A 22,503-nucleotide genomic window follows, 5' to 3' on the forward strand; every position below is an offset into this window, starting at 1 on the left:
CATGCTCTAGAACCTGTCAAACCTTTTCGTCCGCATGATTTTCCCGCTTTCGACGTCGCGACGCCAAACTCGTGCCCCGATTGGAGGCCAGTTGATCTCCTGTGGGTTGCACAGGAGTTGGGAATGTCACGCGCCAGAGGTTTCGGCATCCTCGCCCTTGCCGGGCTGGCCGGGCTTGGCCCTCTCGGTGTCGACTATGCCGTACAGTGGTCGCGTGCCGGGGCCGACTTCGGCAAGGCGCACTACATCACCACCCTGATCGAGCGGTTCGGCGACCGCGGCGGCGTCATGGGCCGGGTTCTGCGCCGGTCCTCGCTTGTCCGCGACGCCATGCCGCCGGCTCCTCCGGGCTGGACGGAGGAACCCGACACCGTTGGACAGGCAGCCTTTCTCTTCAGTCCCGCGCAGGCGGCGGCCCGCGACCGCGAGTTGGGCCGCGCCACACTGGGACTGCCCCCCGCCGATGGCTTGCCCCGCCGGGAGGTCGCCGCGCTGGAGCGCTACCGCGCAGACACCACGCGCACCTATCGCGGCAAGAGCGGCCTGATCGTCCTGTCCGTCGAGGACCCGGACCGCAGCATTCCGCACCCGGTTTGGCGGGCGCATCTCCGCGCCATCGACTCGCATTTCGACCGTATCGACACGCTGATCGAACACAGCAGCGCCCAGGACCTGACCTGGTTCGAGATCCTGGGGCCGGTCCAGATCGCGGACGACGGGCAGCGCCCGCACCGCCTGCGCGGCTTTGTCGCCCGGGTCGGCGCCATAGACCTGCGCCTGACCACCCGCGCGCCGGACCCGGCGATCCTGGGCTTTCTGGACACCGTCGATCTTGGCGCTTTGCGCGCGCTTGCAGCAAAAAGCGGGCGCCCGGCCCGGCCCGAATCCGAGAAACCCCGGGACATGCCGCATGTCCCGCCCGCGACAGAGGCGGCACAGGTCCGGCTAAACGGCCCGCCACACTGATCGCGCCTGCCTGACAAGGCGGCATGCGGCGATTCCCCGCTGATTTGCCCCCCTGCCCCCCTTCCGCATCCAGTGGCTCAGCCCTATAACGGCGCAGGTCCGGGCTCGCAGAGTCGCGGGCCAATGAGGCAATGGGGCAAGAGCAATATGTTTGGCATGGATGGCATCCTGGGCCTGTTTTCTTCGGACATGGCCATTGACCTGGGAACGGCGAACACGCTGGTCTACGTCAAGGGCAAGGGGGTTATCCTGTCGGAGCCCTCGGTGGTCGCCTACCATGTGAAGGATGGCCAGAAGAAAGTCCTGGCCGTGGGCGAAGACGCCAAGCTGATGCTGGGCCGGACCCCCGGCAGCATCGAGGCGATCCGCCCGATGCGCGAAGGCGTGATCGCGGATTTCGACACCGCCGAGGCGATGATCAAGGAATTCATCCGCAAGGTTCACCGCCGCTCGACCTTCTCCAAGCCCAAGATCATCGTCTGCGTCCCGCACGGCGCGACCCCGGTCGAGAAACGCGCCATTCGCCAGTCGGTGCTGTCGGCAGGCGCGCGCAAGGCGGGCCTGATCGCGGAACCCATCGCAGCAGCCATCGGCGCCGGCATGCCGATCACCGACCCGACCGGCAACATGGTCGTCGACATCGGCGGCGGCACGACCGAGGTCGCGGTGCTGTCACTGGGCGACATCGTCTACGCGCGCTCGGTCCGCGTGGGGGGCGACCGGATGGACGAGGCGATCATCAACTACCTGCGCCGCCAGCAGAACCTGCTGGTGGGTGAATCCACCGCCGAACGCATCAAAACCTCGATCGGCACGGCGCGGATGCCGGACGACGGGCGTGGCTCGTCCATGCAGATCCGGGGCCGCGACCTGCTGAACGGCGTGCCCAAGGAAACCGAGATCAGCCAGGCCCAGGTGGCCGAGGCGCTGAGCGAACCCGTGCAGGCGATCTGCGAGGCGGTGATGACCGCGCTGGAAGCGACACCGCCGGACCTCGCCGCCGACATCGTCGACCGGGGCGTTATGCTGACCGGCGGCGGCGCACTGCTGGGGGATCTGGACCTCGCCCTGCGTGAACAGACCGGCCTCGCCGTGTCCATCGCGGATGAAAGCCTCAACTGCGTGGCCCTGGGCACCGGCAAGGCGCTGGAATACGAAAAACAACTGCGCCACGCCATCGACTACGACAGCTGAACGCGCGGCACGATTGCCAGAGCTTGCCCTCTGCCCGTTTCGGCAAGCTTTGGTCGTGTTCTACTTGGCCAACTGCCAAACGCCCCGGCTACCGTTCTTGCAACTGACGGAGGCGTTTTTGCGGAACGTACAGGTAGTTGAGGTCCCCCGCGCAACGATCTCGTTGCCCGTGTGTGATAGGATGCTGGCTGGACCGAGAGTGTTTGACGATTTGCGATAGGTAAAGCCGACCTTCCCTGTACCATATCGACCCTGAAAACTTGAAAAGGGGCCTTTCGAAAACGTTGCGACAATTTCCTGCCCGTCGGACAGCATCTGTTGCGCCGCGGCAAAACTGGGTAATGTCGCAAAAGAAAGGCTTGCGGCGAAAAGGGCCGACAAAAAGAATGGTGTCATAGCGAGCTCCATGTACTCGAAACGGGATCGGTAGACAGCCGCACCTTAAAGACAGGGGAGGCGACTTCCCGCACATGCAGCCTATGCCACCGTCGCGGGTCGGCAAAGTTGTGCTGGCTCTGGGTCAAGCGTGACTGTAGTAACCGGGCACCAATCTATACAGAATAGGCTAAACGAACCCGACGAGTCTCATGGCCAGCGACCGCAATGCATCCGACGACTTTACCGGCCCGCTCAAGCGGCTGTTGCTTGTCGTCCTTGCGTTGGTGCTCTTCGGGATCTTCCTGCTGTGGCGCATCGACAGTCCGCGCGTGGAACGGTTCCGCGCGCAGGTCGTGGACGCGGTGGTTCCGCGCATGGACTGGGCGATGGCGCCGGTGACGGCCACCATCCGGCTGGTGCGCGATTTCCAGAGCTATCAGCAGCTGTATGAACAGAACGAGGAGCTGCGCCGCGAGCTGCGCAAGATGACCGCCTGGAAAGAGGCGGCGCTGCAGCTGGAACAGGAAAACGCCCGCCTGCGCGACCTCAACAACGTCCGTCTGGACCCGCGTCTGACCTATATCACCGCCGTGGTTCTGGCGGATTCCGGCTCTCCGTTCCGGCAGTCGGTGCTGATCAACGTGGGCGGGCGCGACGGCATCGTGGACGGCTGGGCGACGATGGACGGGATCGGGCTGGTGGGCCGGGTCTCCGGCGTGGGCGCCAATACCAGCCGCGTGATCCTGCTGACCGATGCGACATCGCGCATCCCGGCGGAAATCCAGCCTTCGGGCCAGCGTGCCATCATCGCGGGTGACAACACCTCTGCCCCGCCCATCGACTTCCTGGAAAACCCCGACCTGGTGCGCCCCGGTGACCGGATCGTGACCACCGGCGACGGCGAGGTCTTTCCGCCCGGCCTGCTGATCGGCCAGGTGGCGCAGGACCCCGGCGGGCGGTTGCGGGTGCGCCTGGCCGCCGATTACGAACAACTGGAATTCCTGCGCGTCCTGCGTGACCACGGCGCACGCCGGGTCGAGGCACCCTCTTCGCTGATCCTGCCGGAGGCCCTGCCCGACGCCGGTGCGCCGCCGCCCCCCGCAGCACCGGGAACGCCCGGCGATGGCTGAGAACAGCCCGGCGCGGCTCTGGACGATGCGGGCCACCTACGTGGCGCTCGCCCTGGCGATCTTCTTCGTCCACCTGCTGCCCCTGCAGATCATGCCCTCGCGCATCGCGGGGCCGGACGTCCTGACGGCACTGACCTTTGCCTGGGCACTGCGGCGGCCCGACTACGTTCCGATGATGTCCATCGCCGGGGTCATGCTGCTGGCGGACTTCCTTTTTCATCGGCCCCCCGGACTTTGGGCGCTGCTGGTGCTGCTGACCTCGGAATGGCTCAAGGTGCGGGGCCGCCACGTGCGCGAGAACACTTTTGCCGCCGAATGGCTGACCGCCGCGACCGGCCTTCTGGTCATCACCGTGATCTACCGCGTCACTCTCGCACTCTTGATCGTGACGCCGGGAATGCTTTCTCTATGGGTGATGCAATATGGTATGACGGTCGCGATCTACCCCCTGGTGGCCGCGATCAGCTACCTTGCACTTGGCGTGCGCCGCAGCACGCCGGGAGAATATGATCACACGGGACGCCCGCTATGAGACGAAGCCCACGCGAAACCGCCGACAGTGCCCGTCGCATCACGCGACGCGGGCTGATGCTGGGCGGACTGCAACTTGGCTTTGCCAGCGTGCTGGCCCTGCGGATGCGTCACATGCAGGTCGACCAGGCGGATGAATTCCGCCTCCTGGCCGAGGAAAACCGCATCAACATCCGGCTGATTCCTCCCGCCCGTGGCCGCATCTTCGACCGCGAAGGCCGGGTGATCGCCGAGAACGAACAGACATACCGCATCACGCTGACGCGTGAGGACGCGGGGGACGTGACCACGGTGATCCGCCGCCTGGGCCAACTGGTGGAACTGGACGAGGACGACCTGAACCGCGCCCTGGTCGAGATGGAGCGGACGGCCCCCTTCTTTCCCGTCACCATCGCCGATCGCGTCCGGTGGGAGGACATCAGCCGCGTCGCGGTCAACGCCCCAGCCCTGCCCGGCGTCACGCCCGAGGTGGGCCTGAGCCGGGTCTACCCGAACCGCGATCTCTATGCCCATGTGGCGGGCTACGTCGGGCCGGTCTCGGAACGCGACCTGTCGCGCTACGAGGATCCGCCGCCCGTGCTGCGCATCCCCCGGTTCCAGATCGGCAAAGTGGGCGTCGAGGCCAAGTACGAGGAACAGCTGCGCGGCAATGCCGGCGCCAAACGGGTCGAGGTCAACGCCGTGGGCCGCGTCATGCGCGAACTCGACCGGCGCGAGGGCGAGGCCGGCGCCGACCTGCAATTGACCGTGGATACGGCGCTGCAGGAATACGTCCAGGCCCGCCTTGGACAGGAAAGTGCCTCTGTCGTGGTGATGGACGTCAACCGCGGAGACCTCTTGGCCATCGCCTCGGCCCCGTCCTACGACCCCAACAAGTTCGTACGCGGGATTTCGGTGGCCGACTACGGCGAGCTGCGCGACAATGACCACCGCCCGCTGGCCTCGAAAACCGTGCAGGACGCCTATCCGCCCGGCTCGACCTTCAAGATGGTCACGGCGCTGGCGGCGATGGACGCGGGCCTGATGACGCCCGACGACACTGTCTGGTGCCCCGGCCACCTGGAGGTCGGCGGACGCAAGTTCCACTGCTGGAAACGCGTCGGCCACGGCCACATGACCCTGGAACAGAGCCTGCGCGAAAGCTGCGACGTCTATTACTACGAGATGGCGCTGAAGGTCGGCATCGAACGCATCGCCGACATGGCGCGCCGTCTGGGTCTGGGCGAGTCGCATGACATCCCGATGTCGGCGGTGACCGGCGGCCTGATCCCCGACAAGGAATGGAAACGGCGCAACCGCGGCGCGGAGTGGGTGATCGGGGACTCCGTCAACGCCTCCATCGGCCAGGGCTTCGTCCTGTCGTCGCCGCTGCAACTGGCGGTAATGACGGCACGCATCGCCACCGGCAAGGCGGTCACGCCGCGCCTCGTCAAGAGCGTCGACGGCATCGAGACCGTGCACCTGGAGGGGGCAGACCTCGGGATCAACCCCAACCACCTGCGCCAGATTCGCCGCGGCATGTTCGCGGTGTCGAACCATCGCCACGGCACCGCCTACCGGTCGCGCATCGACGCGGCCGAGATGCGCATGGCCGGCAAGACCGGTACAAGCCAGGTCCGCAATATCACCGCTGCCGAACGTGCGCGCGGCGTCACCTCGAACGACGACCTGCCCTGGGAACGGCGTGACCACGCATTGTTCGTGAACTTCGCCCCGGCAGAGGCGCCCCAGATCGCCGTCTCGGTGGTGGTCGAACACGGCGGCGGCGGCAGTACCACGGCAGCGCCGATCGCCCGCGACGTCACGCTGCAGGCGCTCTACAAGGGCGATCCCCCACTCGAGGCCTATCCCACGGCTGACCGGCGCCGCATCAAGGCCCAGCAGGAACGGCTGGCGCGCGAACGCGCCGAACGTCGCGCTCAGGGGAGCGACAGCGCGTGACGTATCTTGAGTACAACGTCAAGACGGTCCCAACCGGCTGGCGCAAGATCCTGCACCTGAACTGGCCGCTGATCGTCCTGCTGACGGCGGTGGCGGGCATCGGGTTCCTGATGCTCTACTCGGTTGCGGGCGGGTCGTTCAGCCCTTGGGCGGAACCGCAGATGAAACGCTTTGGCCTGGGCCTGGCGCTGATGTTCATCGTCGCGATGGTGCCGATCTGGTTCTGGCGCAACATGGCGCTGGTCGCCTATTTCGGCTCGCTCGGCCTTCTGGTGATGGTCGAGCTGTTCGGCGCCGTCGGCATGGGCGCCCAGCGCTGGATCGACCTAGGCTTCATGCGGTTGCAGCCCTCCGAGGTGATGAAGATCGCGATGGTCATGCTGCTGGCCGCCTACTATGACCGGCTGCCGCTGTCGCGCACCTCACGCCCGCTCTGGGTGCTCGTTCCCATCCTCATCATCCTTGTGCCCACGGGCCTGGTGCTGACGCAGCCGGACCTGGGGACCGCGGTCCTGTTGATGACGGCAGGCGGACTGATGATGTTCCTTGCCGGGGTGCACTGGCTGTATTTTGCCACCGTGATCAGCGCAGGCATCGGCACCATCTGGGCCGTGTTCCAGAGCCGCGGCACCGATTGGCAGCTGTTGGCGGACTACCAGTTCCGTCGCATCGACACGTTCCTGGACCCGTCACAGGATCCGCTGGGGGCGGGCTATCACATCACCCAGGCCAAGATCGCGATGGGATCGGGCGGCTGGACAGGGCGCGGTTTCATGCAGGGCACGCAATCGCGGCTGAACTTCCTGCCCGAGAAACACACCGACTTCATCTTCAACACGCTGGCCGAGGAATTCGGTTTCGTCGGCGGGGTTTCCCTGCTGGCGCTTTACGTCCTGATCCTGGTCTTTTGCATCGTGGCGGCCCTGCAGAACCGCGACAGGTTCTCTTCACTGCTGATCCTGGGAATCGGGCTGACCTTCTTCCTGTTCTTCGCCGTGAACATGTCGATGGTCATGGGGCTGGCCCCGGTCGTTGGTGTGCCGCTGCCGATGGTCAGCTATGGCGGGTCGGCCATGCTGGTCCTGATGCTGGCCTTTGGCCTGGTGCAAAGCGCGCATATCCACCGGCCAAGGTGAACCGGGCCGGACCTGGCCCCGGGGCACCCGCTTTCCCTTGGCCGGTGCGCGTGGTCTAAGGGGTCAAAAGCAGACCGGAGCCCCGACCATGACCAATATCCTCTTCGCCGCCCGCTCCGAGAAATGGGAGGACTACGAAGGCCCGTTGCGCAGCGCGCTTGACGCCGCCGGGCTGGACTATCGGCTCGGTACCGAGTTGCCCGCCGCCGAGGTCGATTACATCGTCTATGCGCCGAATTCGGACGTGCAGGATTTCGCGCCCTATACCCGGCTCAAGGCCGTGTTGAACCTCTGGGCCGGGGTCGAGGGCATCACCGGGAACGAGACCCTGAACGTGCCGCTGGCCCGCATGGTCGACGAGGACGGTCTGACCCAGGGCATTGTGGAATGGGTCACCGGCCATACGCTGCGCCATCACCTTGGCATGGACGCCCATATCGTGAACCCGGACCGCGAATGGGACGCGACCCCGCCGCCGCTGTCGGCTGACCGCCCCGTGACGATCCTGGGGATGGGCGCGCTGGGGCAAGCCTGTGCCAAGGCTCTGGCCGCGCTGGGTTTCCCGGTCACGGGGTGGAGCCGCACGCAAAAGGAACTGCCCGGTGTCACTTGCCATGCAGGGGAGGACGGATTGCGCAAGGCCCTGACCGATGCGCAGATCGTCATCCTGCTGCTGCCGGATACGCCCGCCACCCTGAACCTGATCGACGCCGAGACGCTGGCGCTGCCGGCGCGCGGCGCTTTCCTCATCAACCCGGGGCGCGGGCCGCTGATCGACGATGGCGCGCTGATCGACGCGCTGGACGCGGGGCAGATCGCGCATGCCACGCTCGACGTCTTTCGCGTCGAGCCACTGCCGGAAGATCATCCTTTCTGGTCCCACCCCCATGTCACCGTCACCCCGCATATCGCCTCCACGACACGCCCCGGGACGGCGGCCCGCGTCATCGCCGAAAACATCCGCCGTGGCGAAGCCGGAGAGCCCCTGTTGCACCTCGTGGACCGCGACGCCGGGTACTGACCCCGTACCGGACTTGACCCGGCGCCCTTCAGCGGCCAAATCCCTGTTCAACCGCCTTGCTTTCAGGAAAACCCATGCCCTTCGACCGCACCGTCAAGATCGCCCCCTCCATCCTGTCCGCCGATTTCGCCGATTTCGGGCGTGAGATCCGCGCCGTCGAGGATCAGGGCGCCGACTGGATCCATGTCGACGTGATGGACGGGCACTTCGTCCCGAACCTCACCTTTGGCCCGCCCGCGGTCAAAGCCTTCCGCAAACATGTCAAGACGGTCATGGACGTGCACCTGATGATTGCCCCCGTCGATCCCTATATCGAGGCCTACGCCGAAGCGGGCGCCGACATCCTGACCGCCCATGTCGAGGCCGGGGCGCATACCCATCGCACCCTGCAGGCAATCCGCGCCGCCGGAATGAAGGCGGGTGTGGCGCTGAACCCGGGCACCCCGGCGCAGGCCATCGAACACCTGCTGGACCTGACCGATCTGGTCTGCGTCATGACCGTGAACCCCGGCTTCGGCGGGCAGAAATTCATCGACATGACCAGCAAGGTCCGCACCCTGCGCCAGATGATCGGGGACCGCCCGGTGCATATCGAGATCGACGGCGGCGTCGATCCGACCACCGCGCCGCTTGTGGTCGAGGCTGGCGCCGACGTTCTGGTGGCCGGATCTGCCGTGTTCCGCGGCGGATCGGTCGAGAACCCGGCGCCCTATGGCGAGAACATCCGCGCGATCCGCACTGCGGCCACCACGCTCGCCGCATGAGCCTGACCATCGCCTTCGACCTGGACGGCACACTGATCGACAGCGTGCCGCATATCCATCACGGCGTGGCCTCGGCACTGGCGGAAATGTCCCTGCCCGGGATCGACCGCCACACGACGCAAGGCTTTGTCGGACGGGGCTTGCCGATCCTGCTGGAACGGGTGCTGGATCACGTCGGCGTTTCGCAGGACCATCACGCCGAGCTGACGCGCCGCACCATGCATCACTACGTCAACACGCCCAGCGACCCGGACTCGGTCTATCCCGGCGCGCGCGAGGCACTGACCGCACTGCAAGAGGCAGGCCATCGGCTGACCCTTTGCACCAACAAGCCACATGAGGCCACGCTGTCCGCGCTGCGCGACACCGGGCTGGCGTCCTTCTTCGAGGTTGTCATCGGCGGGGACAGCCTGCCCACGCGCAAGCCCGACCCGGCCATGCTGCACGCCGCGCTCGACGGCGCCTCTCGCGCGCTTTACGTGGGCGACAGCGAAACAGACGTCGAGACGGCACAGAACGCGGGCATCCCGTTCCTGCTGTTCACGGAGGGCTATCGCAAGACCCCGGTCGGGGACCTGCCGCACAGGGCCAGTTTCGCGGATCACGCAGATCTGCCCGCGCTGGTCGCGGACCTGGCGTAGGGAGGGGTTCAGCCCGCCGCGCCTTCAAGACCGGTACTTGAACACGCCCGTGCCCTTGGCAATCAGCTCGCCGGTTTCATCCGCGATCTGCGCCTCGGCGAAGAAGGACGACCGCCCACCGCCGGTCTTCCAGCCCTCGCCCTTCAGCAATTGGCCCCTCGGGCGCGAGAGATACTGCACGTTCAGGCTCAGCGTCAGGCACAGCTGCTTGCGCTCGGGATCGCCGGTCCAGCAGCCGGCGTAGCCCATGACCGTGTCCAGCAGCGAGGCATGGACACCGCCGTGCGGATTGCCGTGGCGGTTCATCAGGAAATCTTCCAGCGGCAGCTCGAAGGCGGCATAGCCCTCGTGCCATTCGGTCATCTTCATCCCGATGTGCCGGGAATAGGCATAGGGTGCCTCGCGGAAAGCCTCATCCATATCCGTGCCGGGCCTCCAGCCCCATAGCTGCAAATGTCGGCACATAAGCGCCCAGTTTCAAACCCTTTTCCGGGTTCGCGGCAGTGCCGTCAAGGGCACGTTTCCTGACCCCCTGCAGGATCGCTGCCATGCGGAAGAAGGCGAAGGCCACACAAAAGCCAAGGTTGCCGATCCCGTCGATCCCGCGTCGCGCGCAATAGGTGGTGACGAATGCCTGGTCCGAGGGCAGGCCCAGTGCTGCCCGGTCCACCCCGGCCAGTCCGCGCGTCTCCGGCCCCGGCGGCAACTGCCATTGCATCAGGACCCCGGCGAGGTCCGCATGGGGATGGCCCAGCGTGGACAACTCCCAGTCCAGCACCGCCCTGCACTCTGCCCCCTCTGGCGCGAACAACAGGTTGTCCAGGCGGAAATCGCCATGCACGAGCGTCCGCTGCCCGTCATCGGCAGGCACGGCCCGTTCCAGCCAGGTGATCAGGGCCTCCATGTCAGGCTGCCGTTCGGTTTCCGAGGCGCGGTACTGCCCCGTCCACCGCGCCAGCTGTCGTTCATAGTAGTTTCCGGGCGCACCGTAATCAGACAGGCCAAGGCGGACCGGGTCGAGGGAGTGGAGCGCAGCCAGAACGCGGTTCATCTCGTCCATGATCGCGGCCCGTCCGGTCAGCGCCTCCCCCGGCAGGTCGGGTTCGACAAGGGTGCGGCCGGCGACATGCTCCATGATGTAGAACGCACTGCCCAGCACCGCGTCGTCCTGGCAGAATGCCAACATCCTCGGCACGGGCACGCCAGTCCCGGCCAGCGCAGACTGGACGCGAAACTCCCGGTCCACCGCATGCGCGGATTTCAACAGCTTCCCCGGAGGCTTGCGTCGTAGGACATAGCGACCCGAGGGACTGTCCAGCCGGAAGGTGGGGTTGGACTGGCCCTGTTCGAATTGCTCGGCCTGCAGCGGCCCGTAAAACCCCGGCACATGGTCCTGCATCCATTCCGCCACGCGCGCCAAGTCCACCGCCTGCATCCCGCCCCCCTGTTTCTTTTCTCTTCAAATACTCACCTGCAACAGAACCCGTCAGTGGTTCTCGCTGGCATATTTTCGCAGTTCCGCCCGCGCCACCTGTCGCCGGTGGACGGCATCGGGTCCGTCGGCAAAGCGCAACGTGCGGATATGCGTCCACATCGCGGCAAGATCATGGTCCTGGCTGATCCCGCCCGCGCCGTGCATCTGCATCGCCTCGTCCACCACCCGGGCCGCCATCAGCGGCGCCACCACCTTGATCTTGGAAATCCAGGGCTGCGCCGCGCGCACACCGGCCGTGTCCATCATCCAGGCCGCCTTGAGACACAACAGGCGCGCCATCTCGATCTCCATCCGAGCATTGGCGATGATGTCGTGATTGGCGCCCAGATCGGCGATGCGCTTGCCGAAAGCCTCGCGCGACAGGCCCCGGCGGCACATCAATTCCAATGCTTTCTCTGCCTGGCCGATGGCCCGCATGCAATGATGTATGCGCCCCGGACCCAGCCGTCCCTGCGCCACCTCAAAGCCGCGCCCCTCGCCCAGAACGACATTCCGGGCGGGCAGGCGCACATCGGTGAATCTCAGGTGCATGTGCCCATGCGGCGCATCATCCTGGCCAAAGACGGTCATCGGCCGCAGCATCTCGATCCCGGGGGCCCCCGGATCCATGACGAACATCGTGTGCCGAGCATGTCATGCCGCACCGGGGTCGGTACAGGCCATCAGGATATACAGCCCACAGCGCGGATCGCCGGCGCCGCTGATCCACCATTTCTCTCCGTTCAGCACGTAGTCATCGCCATCCCACCGCGCCTCGAAGGCCAGTTGCGTCGCATCCGAAGAGGCGACATCCGGTTCCGTCATGACATAGGCAGACCGGATTTCTCCCTCCAGCAGGGGCGCCAGCCAGCGCGCCTTCATCCAGCCTTCGCCGTAACGCTCCAGTACCTCCATGTTTCCGGTGTCCGGCGCGCTGCAGTTGAAGACCTCCGCCGCCAGACCGACCTTGCCCATTTCCTCGGCCAGGTAGGCATATTCCACCGTGGTCAGCCCATAACCCCTGTCGGAGTCCGTCAGCCAGAAATTCCACAATCCCCGCGCCCTGGCCTCGGCCTTCAGCCCGTCCAGGATGTCCAGTTGCCGCGGCACCAAGGCAAAGCGGTTGCCCGAGGGATGCGTGCCGACAAGCGCATGAAACTCGGCATCCAGCGGCGCGATCTCCTCGTCGATCATCTTTCGCACCTGCGTCACCAGTAGGCGCAGGCGCTCCGTCATCCCCAGGTCCATGTCCCCTCCTCTCGACAGCCCCTCACCGCCCGCGCCTGGAGCGGCGCGCACGGGGTGGGCGGATGGGCGTCGCGCCGCTCCAGGCGTACTCGTCGCTACCCGTCCAAGTACAACCGCGTGATCCAGTTGGCGGCCAGCGCCGGCCGCTCGGCGCTCTCGATCTCGACCTCCACGTCCCAATGCACGTCAAGACAGCCCTCGCGTTCGTCGACACTGGCCACCGTAAAACGCCCCCGGATCCGACGCCCCACCCGGACCGGCGAGACGAAGCGGATGCGGTCGAAACCGTAGTTGATGCTGGACCTGACGCCCTCGAGCCCCTCCATGATCTCGTAGGACATCTTGGACAGCATCGACAGCGTCAGGAACCCATGCGCGACACAGCCGCCAAAGGGCGTTTCGGCCGCCGACCTTTCCTCGTCCAGGTGGATGAACTGCCAGTCCTCCGTGGCATCGGCGAACAGCTTGACCCGTGCCGCGTCCAGCGTCACCCAGCCGCTTTCGCGCGGCGCCATGTCCCTCAGGTCGTCAGCCAGCATCGGGCAGCACGTAGTCCGCAAACCGCTTGCGCAGGGTCAGTTTCGACACTTTGCCCGTCGCTGTCAGCGGCAGGTCTTCGACGCATTCCATCGCGTCCGGCAACTGCCATTTCGCCAGATGCTCCAGCATCATCTCGTGAATCTCCTCCAGGTCCGGCGGATCATCGGCCTGCCGCGGGACCACCACCAGCAAGGGACGTTCCTCCCACTTGGGATGCGACACCGCGATAACCGCGCAACTGGCAACCTTGGGGTGCCCCATCGCGATGTTCTCGAGATCCAGCGAACTGATCCACTCACCCCCCGACTTGATCAGGTCCTTGGACCGATCCTGTATTGCCAGGAAACCGCGTTCGTCGATCACCGCCACGTCACCCGTACCGAACCAGCCGTCGGCATCAAAAGCGTCTTCCGTCGCGGCCTCATCCCCGAAATAGCCGGAAATGATCGTGTTCCCCCGCACGTGCAGCTCTCCGGAGGATGTACCGTCATGAGGCAGAGGCTTGCCGTCCTCGCCGTCGATCCGCAATTCGACCCCAAAGACCCGCCGTCCCTGTTTTGCCTTCAACGCCATGCGCTCATCGAAGGGCAACTCCTGCATCGGTTTGGACAATTGTCCATGCGTCCCCACCGGGCTCATTTCTGTCATGCCCCAGGCGTGGCAGACATCCACCCCGCGTTTCTCGAAGAACTCGATCATCGCCCGCGGCGCCGCAGACCCGCCGATCACCAGCTGGTCCAGCGCCGAGGGCACCGCGTCGCGCTGTTCCACCTCGGCCCGAAGCCCCAACCAGACGGTCGGCACGCCCCAGGAGGCCGTCACCTTTTCCTCTTCCATCAGGTCGAAGACAGAGGCACCGTCCAGCTTGCCCCCCGGCATGATCAGCGAGGCCCCCACCAGTGGCGCCGCATAGGGCAGGCCCCAGGAATTGACGTGGAACATGGGAACCACCGGCAGGATACGCGCGCCCTCATGCAGCGACCGCGGCACCGTCACCGCCAGGTAAAGCGCATGCAGCACGGTCGAGCGATGCGAATACAGCGCCCCCTTTGGGTTCCCCGTGGTGCCCGAGGTGTAACAAAGCCCCGCCGCGCTGTCCTCGGGCATCACTGGCCAGTCATAGGCGCTGGGCTGCCCTTCCAGCAGGTCCTCGTAGCACAGCCAGTCCAGCTTGCTGTCCGGCATATGCGCCCGGTCGGTCATCGCCACCAGAGTCAGCCGCTCGGGCAAATGGTCCGCCAGGGCCTCGACGATCGGCACAAAGGTCAGATCCACGCAAATCACCCGGTCCGAGGCGTGCCCGATGATGTACAACATCTGCTCGGCAGAAAGACGCGGGTTGATTGTGTGACAGACCGCGCCCATCCCACTGATTGCATAGTACAGCTCGAAGTGGCGGTAGCCGTTCCAGGCCAGTGTCGCCACGCGGTCGCCGTCGCTCACCCCCAGGGCGGACAGCCCATGCGCCAACTGCCCGGCGCGGGCAAAGGCCTCGGCATAGGTTTCGCGGTGAATGTCCCCCTCGGTCCGGACCGAGACGATCTCTCCTCCCGGGTGCGCCTGTGCCGCGTAGTCGAGAATCTCGATGATCCTCAACGGCATATGCATCATCATGCCTTGCATCTGGCCCTCCCTTGCCGTCTGCCTGCGTCCGGTTAGACTGCGCGCGAGCATTGCCACCGTGCAACCGTTTTTCCAGAAAGTGACGCAAGGAGTGCCCATGTCCAGCCAGATGCGCCGCATCGCCCTCGCCCGCCGCCCGTCCGGCCTGCCCGTGCCCGAAGATTTTGCGCTGAAAGAGGCGCCGATGCCGGCCCCGGGCGCTGGCGAGGTGCTTGTCGAGGTCACACACCTGTCGCTTGACCCCTACATGCGGGGACGGATGGACGATGCGGGCAGCTATGCCGCCTCGGTCGACTTAGACGGCACGATGGTCGGACAGGGCGTTGGCCGCGTCATTGCCTCGCGCGACGATGCCTTCGACGAAGGCGATCTGGTGACGGGCATGACCGGCTGGGCCAGCCACGCGGTCGTTCCCGCACAGGGGCTGCGCAAGCTCGACGACCGCCTGCCGCCCACCACGGCGCTTGGCGTTCTCGGCATGCCGGGCTTCACCGCCTGGACGGGCCTGCGGGACTTCGGTCGTCCAAAGGCAGGCGAAACCCTGGCCGTCGCCGCCGCGACCGGGCCGGTCGGCTCACTGGTCGGCCAGTTGGCCAAGGCCGCAGGCCTGCGGACCGTCGCCATCGCGGGCGGGGCCGAGAAATGCCGGCTGGCGACGGAACGCTTCGGCTTCGACGCCGCCATCGACCACCGCGCCTGCGTCGGCGCCAGCGCCCTGCGCGAGGCGATTGCCGCCGAGGCCCCGGATGGCATCGACATCTACTGGGAGAATACCGGCGGCAAGGTGCTGGAGGCGGTCATGCCGCTGATGAACACGCATGGCCGTATCCCGATCTGCGGCACAATCGCCTGGTACGGCGGCGCCGACGGCACAGAGGACCGGTTGCCAAAGGTCTGGCGATCGATCCTGGTCAAGCGCCTCTCGGTCAACGGGTTCATCATCTTCGACCATTGGGACGGCTATCCGGCGTTCCTGGAGGAAATGACACCCAGGGTCGCCGCCGGCGACATCAGCTTTCTCGAGGACGTGGCGCAGGGGTTGGAAAACGCGCCGGCGGCCTTCATCTCGATGCTGACGGGCGGCAATACCGGCAAGCAGATCGTGCAACTGGCCTGATCTGCATCCCGGCGTCCGGCCCTTGCACAGGGGTGCGGCATGGCGAAAACAGGCGGAGCCTGTTCACACGGGTCGGCGGGCGGGCGCCTTTGCGGCACAGCCGCAAACAGTCCCGGCCCGGCGACACCTTCGGGTTTTCGACCTGTCAGAGTGCCGGATCTTCCGCCGTCAGTTCCAGCGGGGCCGCCGGCGCGCTCAGGTCATCGACACGCAACGCCCCAGACGGGCGTGACAGCCTATTGCGCACAACCCAGTAAAGCCGCGATTGCGCGCGGGTGATCGCCACATAGGCCAGCCGCTTCCACAGCGGTTGCCCGGCTTCGTTCCGACCGGTCCGCGCCGCCGCGTAGAGATCCGGCGCAAAGACCTGCACCTCCTCCCACTGCGAGCCCTGGGCCTTGTGGATTGTGACCGCAGCACCATGCAGAAAGGTGGCCCCCATCCGCGCCGCGAAGGGAATGAAGGGCTCTTCCTCCTCGGGCTTCTCGATCTTGACGATCGAAGCGGCCGAAACCTGCGGCTCGATCGCGCCCACGACGTGCAACCGCGAGAACCCCGGCTTTTTGCCCGGGCCGAGATAGATCACCTGGGCACCCTTGATCAGCCCCCGCGCCTCCAGGTCCAGCCGCTTGCGCCGATGTTTCAGCGGCAGCTCGATCCCGTCGCAAATCAGCGGCTCTCCGGGCAGAAGGCTGTCCTCGGGTGCGTCATGCACCCGGCGAAACGCATTGATCAGCCGAATCCGAGTGGCATTGCGCCAGACCAGCACCGGCGAACGCGCCATCAGGTCCACCTCGACCCGGTTGGCGAAGACCACGCGATCATCCTTGCGGGCGGCCTCTTCGATCATGCGCTCGAAGTCTTCGAACCCCAGTGCCGGGTCCGCCAGGGCATGGGCGAGGTCCAGGATCGGGTTGTCCGCCTCCTGCCGGTGGATGCGGTGCAGCTCGCGTTTCTGGCTGTCCTTCAACCCGTCGAAGACCATCTTGCCCGACTGGTTTACGGGTGCCAGCTGTGCGGGATCGCCAAAGAGGACGAGGTTGGGAAAGATCTCGCAGAGGTCATCGAACTGTCGTTCGTCCAGCATCGAGGATTCGTCGACAAAACCGATGTCCAGCGGTTCTTCCCGTCGCTTCCAGCCGGTGATGAAATCGCTGCCGCGCAGCCCCGCCGCCGCCAGCGCCGCCGGGATCGACTTGTGCTGTTCGTAGACGGCAAGCGCCCGATCCAGGGCGATATCGGCCAGCCCCTCGATCTCGGGCCGTTCGTCCTCGTTGCCCATCAGCCATTCGGCGACGCGTTCATATTCGGGGTCATAGACCGGGGTATAGATGATGCGATGAATTGTGGTCGCGGGCACGCCGCGCATCCGCAACACGCTGGCTGCCTTGTTCGTCGGCGCCAGCACGGCCAGCGTCCGTTTCTCGCGGGCACGGCGGCTTTCGTAGTCGCCAGAAACGGTCTCAACCCCAACCGCTTCCAGTGCCTTGACCAGTTCGGCCAGAAGCAATGTCTTGCCGCTACCCGCCTTTCCCATCAGTGCCATGACGCGCGACCGGCCTTCCTGCGCGGGCAGGCACAGCCCCTCTTCAAGATCAACGCCCGCGCCGCGCAAAAGCTCGGTCACGCTGTCATAGGCGGCGGCCTGATCATCGGAAAATACAAGAGCGGGAACTGTCATGCGGCGCACCCTATCCCGCGCCAAGCGCGGCCACCAGAACCCTTTGCCACATCTTCCCGGTGAAAACTTATGGGGCCGCGCTTCCCAGCCGCACTCACCGTCCGGACAAGAAAAAGCGCGCGCGGGCGTCTGCCCACGCGCGCCTGTCGGCTGCCCTGTCCGGTCGCTCTCAGGCGGCCGCAAGTTCCTTGGGCTGGACGATCTGACCAAAGGACAGCGCGAACCAGCGCTTGGACATTTCCGGCGTGATGCCCGCGCTCTTCGACACCTGGGCCTGGCCCTCGGGCGTGAACTCCCACAGGCCGACACTGATCTGTTCGCGGCCCTGGCCCTGGCTGCCCAGAACCTCGGGAGAGGACCCGATGCGGCGATAGATCCGCACCATGCGGGCATCGAAAACGCCGACGTAATGTTCCACACCGAATTCCTGCATGACCTCGCCGCCAGCCAGCATCAGGGCCGCCGCGACACCCGGTGTCGCACCTCGGGACAGGCAAAAGCGGGTGCACTCCCAGATTAGAGGCGACTGGATCCGCACGCCGTCGGTCAGGTGGACGAAGTGATCGTTCACCATCGTGCGGCCCGTGGTAGGCAACAGGCGCATGGAGCCGCCATGCGTGCCGTCGGCGTTTTCCCAAATGACGTAAAGCGGGTTCTCGTCATCGTATTCGTCACGCTCGTAACCGGTCTCTTCGTCGACGCTGACTTCCCAGCCCAGGCGCGTCTTGAACTGGTCCGCGCGGTCGCGGAACATGGTTTCGGCCAGCTTCGGGAACTTGTGCAGGTCGGTGCCGTAGATGTAGCGGATCATTTCGTTTTCCCCTCGGAATGTGTATTCGATGGGGAAAGATTGCCGCTGGAATAGTTAACGGGATTCAACCTGAGCGCGCGCTGCTAGAACGCACGCTTTACCAAAGCGCGTCCTCAGACCACGATCACCCCCCGGCTGAGCGCCCGGGCGACCGCGTGAGTGGTGTTCAGCGCACCCAGTTTATGGCGGGCGCTTTCGACGTAGACCCGAAGGGTATGCTCTGAAATCGAAAGGGTATCAGCGGCTTGCGCCCGGCTATAGCCCACGGCGAGGAGGGTCATGGCTTCGATCTCGCGCGGGGACAAGGGCTGAGCTGGGTCAGGTGTGCGTCCCGGTTCGAATTCCAGTGCCTTCTGGTTGAAGTAATGCGCCACCAGGATCAGGTCGCGCCGGTTGCTTATCGTGAAGTCCTCCCATTCTTCGTCGCTGCAATTGTGCGAGAGAGAGAACAGGGCGAACTGGCCGTTCGGTCCGCGCAGCGGAATCGAATAGCCCTGGTTGCCGATTCCATAGGCGATGGCATCCTGCATGAGGGCTCGCGCCGCCTTGCTGGACCAGTCCAGCCGCTTCCAGTCGACCGGGTGGAATCTCTGGTAACACCCTGCCACCACCGGATCGACACGCAGATAGCCCTTATCGAGGTAGCGGTTGACCCATTCCAGGTCATATGTCCCGCACCCGTATTGTTCGCCATTGCTGTTGACCCAATGATAGACAATGTGATCGACCCCGTACCTGTCGCGCAGTTCCTCTATGAGGATCTGCAGATCCTCGAGTCCTTCAGCGGACTCGAGCCGCTCGATCAGCCCGTCCAGTCGCGGTGCGTTTCCCGACAAAAAGCCCAATGCCATTACCCTCGGCCTGGGACGTGATCTCCGCCTGTGCCACGAATGCGGCATCATCCAGTTGCGCGGCCAGCGACGGCATGCCGTTGGCGCGTGCGAATGTTTTCAGGTCGGTGAGAACGTCCAAAATCCAGTCATGTCCCATGATCAGCCTCGTGCATAGATGGTTAACGCTTCATTAAGACAACTCTAGCATGCGCCGGGAGAGCGCAAAATTCACGGAATCTAACTCCCCAGAAATAGCGAGGGGGCCTCGCGCCAAGTGACTGAAAGCGTTGAGGGCCAGTCGGAAACGTAAAACGCCCGCGATGCCGGGGGGCGATTCGCGGGCGTCGGAAGGTCTGTCAGACCGATGAGATTCTTACTTGCGCGCGTCCAGGCAGTCCTCGAGCGTGCGCAGCCCGGTCTTGGGCGCCTGCACCAGGACCGACATGTTGCCGGGCTTGTGCTCGTTGTTCATCATCTTGGTGTGCGCGGCCGGGATCTCGTTCCAGGGGAAAACCTCGGACATGCAGGGATCAAGACGGCGCTCGATCATCAGGCGGTTGGCCGAGGCGGCCTGCTTGAGGTTGGCGAAGTGCGAGCCCTGCAGGCGCTTCTGATGCATCCACATGTAGCGCACGTCAAAGGTACAGTTATAGCCCGACGTACCGGCACAGATCACCACGATGCCGCCCTTCTTGACCACCAGGGTGGAGACCGGGAAGGTCGCCTCGCCGGGGTGTTCAAAGACCATGTCGACGCTCACACCCTTGCCGGTGATGTCCCAGATCGCCTTGCCGAACTTGCGCGCCTCTTTCAGCCACGCATTGTATTCCGGCGTGTTGACCGTGGGCAGCTGGCCCCAGCAGTTGAAGTCCTTGCGGTTGATGACGCCCTTGGCGCCCTGGTCCATCACGAACTGGCGCTTGCTCTCGTCCGAGATCACGCCGATCGCATTGGCACCGGCGGTGTTCGCCAGCTGGATCGCGTAGGAGCCGAGACCGCCCGATGCGCCCCAGACCAGGACGTTCTGGCCGGGCTTGAGCTCATGCGGGTGGTGGCCGAAGAGCATCCGGTAGGCAGTGGCCAGCGTCAGCGTGTAGCAGGCGCTTTCTTCCCAGGTCAGGTGCTTGGGGCGCGGCATCAGCTGCTGGGCCTGCACCTTGGTGAACTGAGCGAATGACCCGTCGCCGGTCTCGTAGCCCCAGATCCGCTGGCTGGGCGAGAACATCGGGTCGCCGCCGTTGCATTCCTCGTCGTCGCCGTCGTCCTGGTTGCAGTGGATGACAACCTCGTCGCCCACTTTCCAGTTCTTCACCTTGTCACCGACTTTCCAGACGATGCCCGAGGCGTCGGAGCCCGCAACGTGGAAGTCCTGGCCATGCACGTCGAAGGGAGAGATCGGAACGCCCTTGCCGGCCCAGACGCCGTTGTAGTTGACGCCGGCGGCCATGACGAGAACCAGCACCTCGTGGCTGTCGATGTCCCAGACGTCGACCACTTCCTGCTGAAAGCTCTGCTCCGGATCGCCATGACGGTCACGGCGGATCGCCCAAGCGTACATCTTCTTGGGGACGTAGCCCATCGGGGGCATTTCGCCGACTTCGTAGAGGTCTTTTTCCGGTGCATCGTACTGGGCGATGCCTGTTTGCGTGTCCAGAGCCATGACGGCCTCCTGTTAAGCCAGTGTTGATGTTCGGACCGGTTCTGCGGCGCAGAATCGCGGGGCTGACCCTTGGAATATTCGTCGCTGCGCAACATTGCAACATCATTTGTCCAGATTTTGTAATTTTATGACCCAGCAACTGCAGAAATCCCAATGCGCCTGCAGCATGACACGCCTGCAGAACCCGCAGGCCAGAACCTGCGAGCAGCCAAAAGAGGATGGCATGAGATCGGATTAGAACAGGTGTTCGATGGAACGTGCGTAATAGTTGGCCAGCGCGGCCTGGTCGGGGACGATGGCAAGACGGCCATCCTGCTCGTGCACGATGCCGCGTTCGATCAGGGCTCGCAGGCCCACTTCGACGGCATAGTCCCTGCTGTTGCGCGGCAGGTGGACATGCGCATCCGGCAGCGCATCGAGCGCGGCGGAAAAGGCCGCTGCCAGATCCGCACGGCTTTGCGGACCCCGCATCAGCAGGTAGGCGACCAGTGGCACCGGCAGCACAGGGACGATGCGGGCGATCCGGGACATCAGGTCGCGCGCGAGGTCCGTCGCGTCCCCCGCCAGCGGAACATTGGCCCTCAGCGACAGCGGCGCACCAAAGCTGACCGCCGCATAGCCAAAGCGGTGGAAGCGCCCCGTCATACGCAGCCAGAACTGGTGGAACACCCCCCGGATCACGCGACTGACAGAGGCATCGAAACGCCGCGTCCCGCTTTGACCGGCTTTCGTCAGGACCTTGTCCTCGAGCACCCGGTCATAGTTCAGACCCACGGGAACAAAAACCACGTCCCGCGCGGCAAGGTCGAGATCGTCGAGGATATAGGACAGTAAGCCGACCTTCGGCTCGGCCAGAGCACCGTCGAGACTTAGCCCGCCTTCCGGGAAAATGGCCTGCGTAACCCCACCGCTTGTGGCCATCTGCACATAGCGCCGCAAGACCTTGCGATAGAGCGCGTCGCGCGATTTGCGCCGGATGAAATAGGCCCCCATCGCGCGGATCAGTTGCGACAATGGCCAAACCTGCGCCCACTCTCCCACCGCGTAGGACAGGGCCGACCGGTTGGCCGCAAGGTGGGTGACCAGGACATAGTCCATGTTCGAGCGGTGATTCATGACGAAAATCACCGTCGCCTCGGGGTCGATCGTGCTCAGGGCGTCGGCCTCGTGGTGGCCCAGACGCACGCGGTACAGCGTGTTCGACAGCCAGCGCGCCCCGCGCAGGCCCAGCCCGAAATAGGTGAAGGCCGAAAAGGACGGAACGATTTCACGGGCATAGCGGCGGGCCTTTTCAAAGGCCACGTCTTCGCGCACCCCGTTCTTGGCGGCGTACTCGACAATCGCCTGCGTCACCTCCGGGTGATAGAGCAGGCGCTGGATCAGGTCATAGCGACGCAAAAGGCGGAAGGGTTCGATGGGCCGTTCCAGCCGTTCGTTCAGCCGCGCCACGGCCTTTTCCAGCCGTCTGCGCAGGAACCAGCGCACGGAGGGGAACAGGAAATGGGTCGCGAAACTCACCGCGGCAAAGGCGAAGATCAGGGCGAACAGCCAGAGCGGAAGGGTGACGGGTGCGGTCATTCCGAGGGACTTTTGCAGGCCATGAGGCCCGCGACAAGCCCGACCGGAGCTTTGTACGTTTTGTACAAAACGTACGCCGTTTCCAGCATTTTGTACAAAACCCGTCAGCCCGCCCCTTCCGGCCTCCGGCAAGGCAGGGCCTGCGCGACCAACGTGCTTTCCCGCGCCCCGGCACCTCGCCTATGCTGCATCTGCTCGCGCTGCGACGCGGCGAATTGACAGCGACATAATCTTTC

Annotated in this window: 21 protein-coding genes and 1 pseudogene; 10 read left to right on the forward strand and 12 right to left on the reverse strand. The window is 65.0% G+C overall.

What is annotated here, in order from left to right; translation table 11 throughout:
- Positions 1-123 precede the first annotated feature (123 nt).
- Together G9Q80_RS20720 and G9Q80_RS20725 are read left to right on the forward strand one after the other, a co-directional pair.
- Positions 124-966 carry a hypothetical protein gene (locus G9Q80_RS20720; RefSeq protein ID WP_088715265.1) on the forward strand — a complete coding sequence of 281 codons (843 nt, stop codon included), beginning with the start codon at positions 124-126 and terminating at the stop codon, positions 964-966.
- 156 nt (positions 967-1,122) lie between these two features.
- A complete protein-coding gene (locus G9Q80_RS20725) occupies positions 1,123-2,160 on the forward strand; it encodes a rod shape-determining protein (protein WP_371931771.1) in 1,038 nt (345 codons plus the stop codon).
- A 60-nt stretch (positions 2,161-2,220) separates the two neighbouring features.
- On the opposite strand, the gene G9Q80_RS20730 is transcribed toward G9Q80_RS20725, so the two are convergent.
- Positions 2,221-2,556 carry a hypothetical protein gene (locus G9Q80_RS20730; RefSeq protein ID WP_133066407.1) on the reverse strand — a complete coding sequence of 112 codons (336 nt, stop codon included), beginning with the start codon at positions 2,554-2,556 and terminating at the stop codon, positions 2,221-2,223.
- A gap of 191 nt (positions 2,557-2,747) precedes the next feature.
- Here G9Q80_RS20730 and mreC point away from each other — a divergent pair, with 191 nt between their 5' ends.
- The 7 genes from mreC to gph all read left to right on the forward strand — a co-directional run bounded on the left by mreC (position 2,748) and on the right by gph (position 9,702).
- The gene (gene mreC, locus G9Q80_RS20735) at positions 2,748-3,668 is read left to right on the forward strand and encodes a rod shape-determining protein MreC (RefSeq protein ID WP_043136409.1); all 921 of its coding nucleotides are present in this window, start codon (positions 2,748-2,750) and stop codon (positions 3,666-3,668) included.
- The gene (locus G9Q80_RS20740) at positions 3,661-4,200 is read left to right on the forward strand and encodes a hypothetical protein (protein ID WP_043136407.1); all 540 of its coding nucleotides are present in this window, start codon (positions 3,661-3,663) and stop codon (positions 4,198-4,200) included. The genes mreC and G9Q80_RS20740 overlap by 8 nt, the downstream gene beginning before the upstream one ends.
- Positions 4,197-6,140, forward strand: coding sequence for a penicillin-binding protein 2 (gene mrdA / locus G9Q80_RS20745; protein WP_088715264.1), 1,944 nt, complete (start codon positions 4,197-4,199; stop codon positions 6,138-6,140). The genes G9Q80_RS20740 and mrdA overlap by 4 nt, the downstream gene beginning before the upstream one ends.
- Complete coding sequence (gene rodA, locus G9Q80_RS20750; protein ID WP_088715263.1) at positions 6,137-7,276, forward strand: rod shape-determining protein RodA; 1,140 nt, start codon at positions 6,137-6,139, stop codon at positions 7,274-7,276. Before mrdA ends, rodA begins: the two co-directional genes overlap by 4 nt.
- Positions 7,277-7,364: 88 nt before the next feature.
- Positions 7,365-8,297, forward strand: a complete 933-nt coding sequence (locus G9Q80_RS20755; RefSeq protein WP_168246576.1) for a 2-hydroxyacid dehydrogenase — start codon at positions 7,365-7,367, stop codon at positions 8,295-8,297.
- 74 nt (positions 8,298-8,371) lie between these two features.
- Positions 8,372-9,061 carry a ribulose-phosphate 3-epimerase gene (gene rpe / locus G9Q80_RS20760; RefSeq protein WP_043136392.1) on the forward strand — a complete coding sequence of 230 codons (690 nt, stop codon included), beginning with the start codon at positions 8,372-8,374 and terminating at the stop codon, positions 9,059-9,061.
- Positions 9,058-9,702 (forward strand): phosphoglycolate phosphatase, encoded by a 645-nt coding sequence (gene gph, locus G9Q80_RS20765; protein ID WP_088715261.1) that lies wholly within the window; start codon positions 9,058-9,060, stop codon positions 9,700-9,702. Before rpe ends, gph begins: the two co-directional genes overlap by 4 nt.
- 24 nt (positions 9,703-9,726) lie before the next feature.
- Here gph and G9Q80_RS20770 read toward each other — a convergent pair whose 3' ends face one another.
- The 5 genes and pseudogenes from G9Q80_RS20770 to G9Q80_RS20790 form a co-directional block, all read right to left on the reverse strand.
- Complete coding sequence (locus tag G9Q80_RS20770; protein WP_088715260.1) at positions 9,727-10,122, reverse strand: PaaI family thioesterase; 396 nt, start codon at positions 10,120-10,122, stop codon at positions 9,727-9,729.
- On the reverse strand, positions 10,115-11,137 hold the full coding sequence (locus tag G9Q80_RS20775) for a phosphotransferase family protein (protein WP_088715259.1): 1,023 nt from the start codon (positions 11,135-11,137) through the stop codon (positions 10,115-10,117). Before G9Q80_RS20775 ends, G9Q80_RS20770 begins: the two co-directional genes overlap by 8 nt.
- A gap of 51 nt (positions 11,138-11,188) precedes the next feature.
- Positions 11,189-12,424: pseudogene (locus G9Q80_RS20780) on the reverse strand (acyl-CoA dehydrogenase family protein).
- A gap of 95 nt (positions 12,425-12,519) precedes the next feature.
- On the reverse strand, positions 12,520-12,963 hold the full coding sequence (locus G9Q80_RS20785) for a MaoC family dehydratase (protein ID WP_088715258.1): 444 nt from the start codon (positions 12,961-12,963) through the stop codon (positions 12,520-12,522).
- Complete coding sequence (locus G9Q80_RS20790) at positions 12,953-14,587, reverse strand: long-chain-fatty-acid--CoA ligase (RefSeq protein ID WP_088715257.1); 1,635 nt, start codon at positions 14,585-14,587, stop codon at positions 12,953-12,955. The genes G9Q80_RS20785 and G9Q80_RS20790 overlap by 11 nt, the downstream gene beginning before the upstream one ends.
- Before the next feature lie 97 nt (positions 14,588-14,684).
- Here G9Q80_RS20790 and G9Q80_RS20795 point away from each other — a divergent pair, with 97 nt between their 5' ends.
- Positions 14,685-15,704, forward strand: coding sequence for an NADP-dependent oxidoreductase (locus G9Q80_RS20795; protein ID WP_088715256.1), 1,020 nt, complete (start codon positions 14,685-14,687; stop codon positions 15,702-15,704).
- Between the two features lie 145 nt (positions 15,705-15,849).
- On the opposite strand, the gene G9Q80_RS20800 is transcribed toward G9Q80_RS20795, so the two are convergent.
- The 6 genes from G9Q80_RS20800 to G9Q80_RS20825 form a co-directional block, all read right to left on the reverse strand.
- Positions 15,850-17,385, reverse strand: coding sequence for an ATP-dependent DNA helicase (locus G9Q80_RS20800; protein ID WP_088715255.1), 1,536 nt, complete (start codon positions 17,383-17,385; stop codon positions 15,850-15,852).
- A gap of 169 nt (positions 17,386-17,554) precedes the next feature.
- Positions 17,555-18,196 carry an acyl-homoserine-lactone synthase gene (locus tag G9Q80_RS20805; RefSeq protein ID WP_043136380.1) on the reverse strand — a complete coding sequence of 214 codons (642 nt, stop codon included), beginning with the start codon at positions 18,194-18,196 and terminating at the stop codon, positions 17,555-17,557.
- 113 nt (positions 18,197-18,309) lie between these two features.
- Positions 18,310-19,047: a helix-turn-helix transcriptional regulator gene (locus G9Q80_RS20810; protein WP_074621181.1), complete on the reverse strand. Its 738-nt coding sequence runs from the start codon at positions 19,045-19,047 to the stop codon at positions 18,310-18,312.
- Complete coding sequence (locus G9Q80_RS20815) at positions 18,977-19,186, reverse strand: hypothetical protein (protein ID WP_088715254.1); 210 nt, start codon at positions 19,184-19,186, stop codon at positions 18,977-18,979. The genes G9Q80_RS20810 and G9Q80_RS20815 overlap by 71 nt, the downstream gene beginning before the upstream one ends.
- Positions 19,187-19,402: 216 nt before the next feature.
- Positions 19,403-20,689, reverse strand: a complete 1,287-nt coding sequence (ccrA, locus tag G9Q80_RS20820; protein ID WP_043136379.1) for a crotonyl-CoA carboxylase/reductase — start codon at positions 20,687-20,689, stop codon at positions 19,403-19,405.
- 234 nt (positions 20,690-20,923) lie between these two features.
- Positions 20,924-22,267, reverse strand: coding sequence for a 1-acyl-sn-glycerol-3-phosphate acyltransferase (locus G9Q80_RS20825; RefSeq protein WP_088715253.1), 1,344 nt, complete (start codon positions 22,265-22,267; stop codon positions 20,924-20,926).
- Positions 22,268-22,503: the final 236 nt, after the last annotated feature.

The sequence above is a fragment of the Mameliella sp. LZ-28 genome (assembly GCF_012274245.1).
Classification (GTDB): domain Bacteria; phylum Pseudomonadota; class Alphaproteobacteria; order Rhodobacterales; family Rhodobacteraceae; genus Antarctobacter; species Antarctobacter albus.

Bases quoted from the DNA above. Each gene is read 5' to 3' on its own strand.
- G9Q80_RS20795 (WP_088715256.1), top strand. From the start codon at position 14,685: ATGTCCAGCCAGATGCGCCGCATCGCCCTCGCCCGCCGCCCGTCCGGC.
- mreC (WP_043136409.1), top strand. From the start codon at position 2,748: ATGGCCAGCGACCGCAATGCATCCGACGACTTTACCGGCCCGCTCAAG.
- G9Q80_RS20790 (WP_088715257.1), bottom strand. From the start codon at position 14,587: ATGCAAGGCATGATGATGCATATGCCGTTGAGGATCATCGAGATTCTC.
- gph (WP_088715261.1), top strand. From the start codon at position 9,058: ATGAGCCTGACCATCGCCTTCGACCTGGACGGCACACTGATCGACAGC.
- ccrA (WP_043136379.1), bottom strand. From the start codon at position 20,689: ATGGCTCTGGACACGCAAACAGGCATCGCCCAGTACGATGCACCGGAA.
- G9Q80_RS20825 (WP_088715253.1), bottom strand. From the start codon at position 22,267: ATGACCGCACCCGTCACCCTTCCGCTCTGGCTGTTCGCCCTGATCTTC.
- G9Q80_RS20775 (WP_088715259.1), bottom strand. From the start codon at position 11,137: ATGCAGGCGGTGGACTTGGCGCGCGTGGCGGAATGGATGCAGGACCAT.
- G9Q80_RS20770 (WP_088715260.1), bottom strand. From the start codon at position 10,122: ATGGATGAGGCTTTCCGCGAGGCACCCTATGCCTATTCCCGGCACATC.
- G9Q80_RS20730 (WP_133066407.1), bottom strand. From the start codon at position 2,556: ATGACACCATTCTTTTTGTCGGCCCTTTTCGCCGCAAGCCTTTCTTTT.
- G9Q80_RS20755 (WP_168246576.1), top strand. From the start codon at position 7,365: ATGACCAATATCCTCTTCGCCGCCCGCTCCGAGAAATGGGAGGACTAC.
- G9Q80_RS20785 (WP_088715258.1), bottom strand. From the start codon at position 12,963: ATGCTGGCTGACGACCTGAGGGACATGGCGCCGCGCGAAAGCGGCTGG.
- G9Q80_RS20740 (WP_043136407.1), top strand. From the start codon at position 3,661: ATGGCTGAGAACAGCCCGGCGCGGCTCTGGACGATGCGGGCCACCTAC.
- G9Q80_RS20810 (WP_074621181.1), bottom strand. From the start codon at position 19,047: ATGGCATTGGGCTTTTTGTCGGGAAACGCACCGCGACTGGACGGGCTG.
- G9Q80_RS20815 (WP_088715254.1), bottom strand. From the start codon at position 19,186: ATGGGACATGACTGGATTTTGGACGTTCTCACCGACCTGAAAACATTC.
- G9Q80_RS20725 (WP_371931771.1), top strand. From the start codon at position 1,123: ATGGATGGCATCCTGGGCCTGTTTTCTTCGGACATGGCCATTGACCTG.
- mrdA (WP_088715264.1), top strand. From the start codon at position 4,197: ATGAGACGAAGCCCACGCGAAACCGCCGACAGTGCCCGTCGCATCACG.
- G9Q80_RS20720 (WP_088715265.1), top strand. From the start codon at position 124: ATGTCACGCGCCAGAGGTTTCGGCATCCTCGCCCTTGCCGGGCTGGCC.
- G9Q80_RS20805 (WP_043136380.1), bottom strand. From the start codon at position 18,196: ATGATCCGCTACATCTACGGCACCGACCTGCACAAGTTCCCGAAGCTG.
- rpe (WP_043136392.1), top strand. From the start codon at position 8,372: ATGCCCTTCGACCGCACCGTCAAGATCGCCCCCTCCATCCTGTCCGCC.
- G9Q80_RS20800 (WP_088715255.1), bottom strand. From the start codon at position 17,385: ATGACAGTTCCCGCTCTTGTATTTTCCGATGATCAGGCCGCCGCCTAT.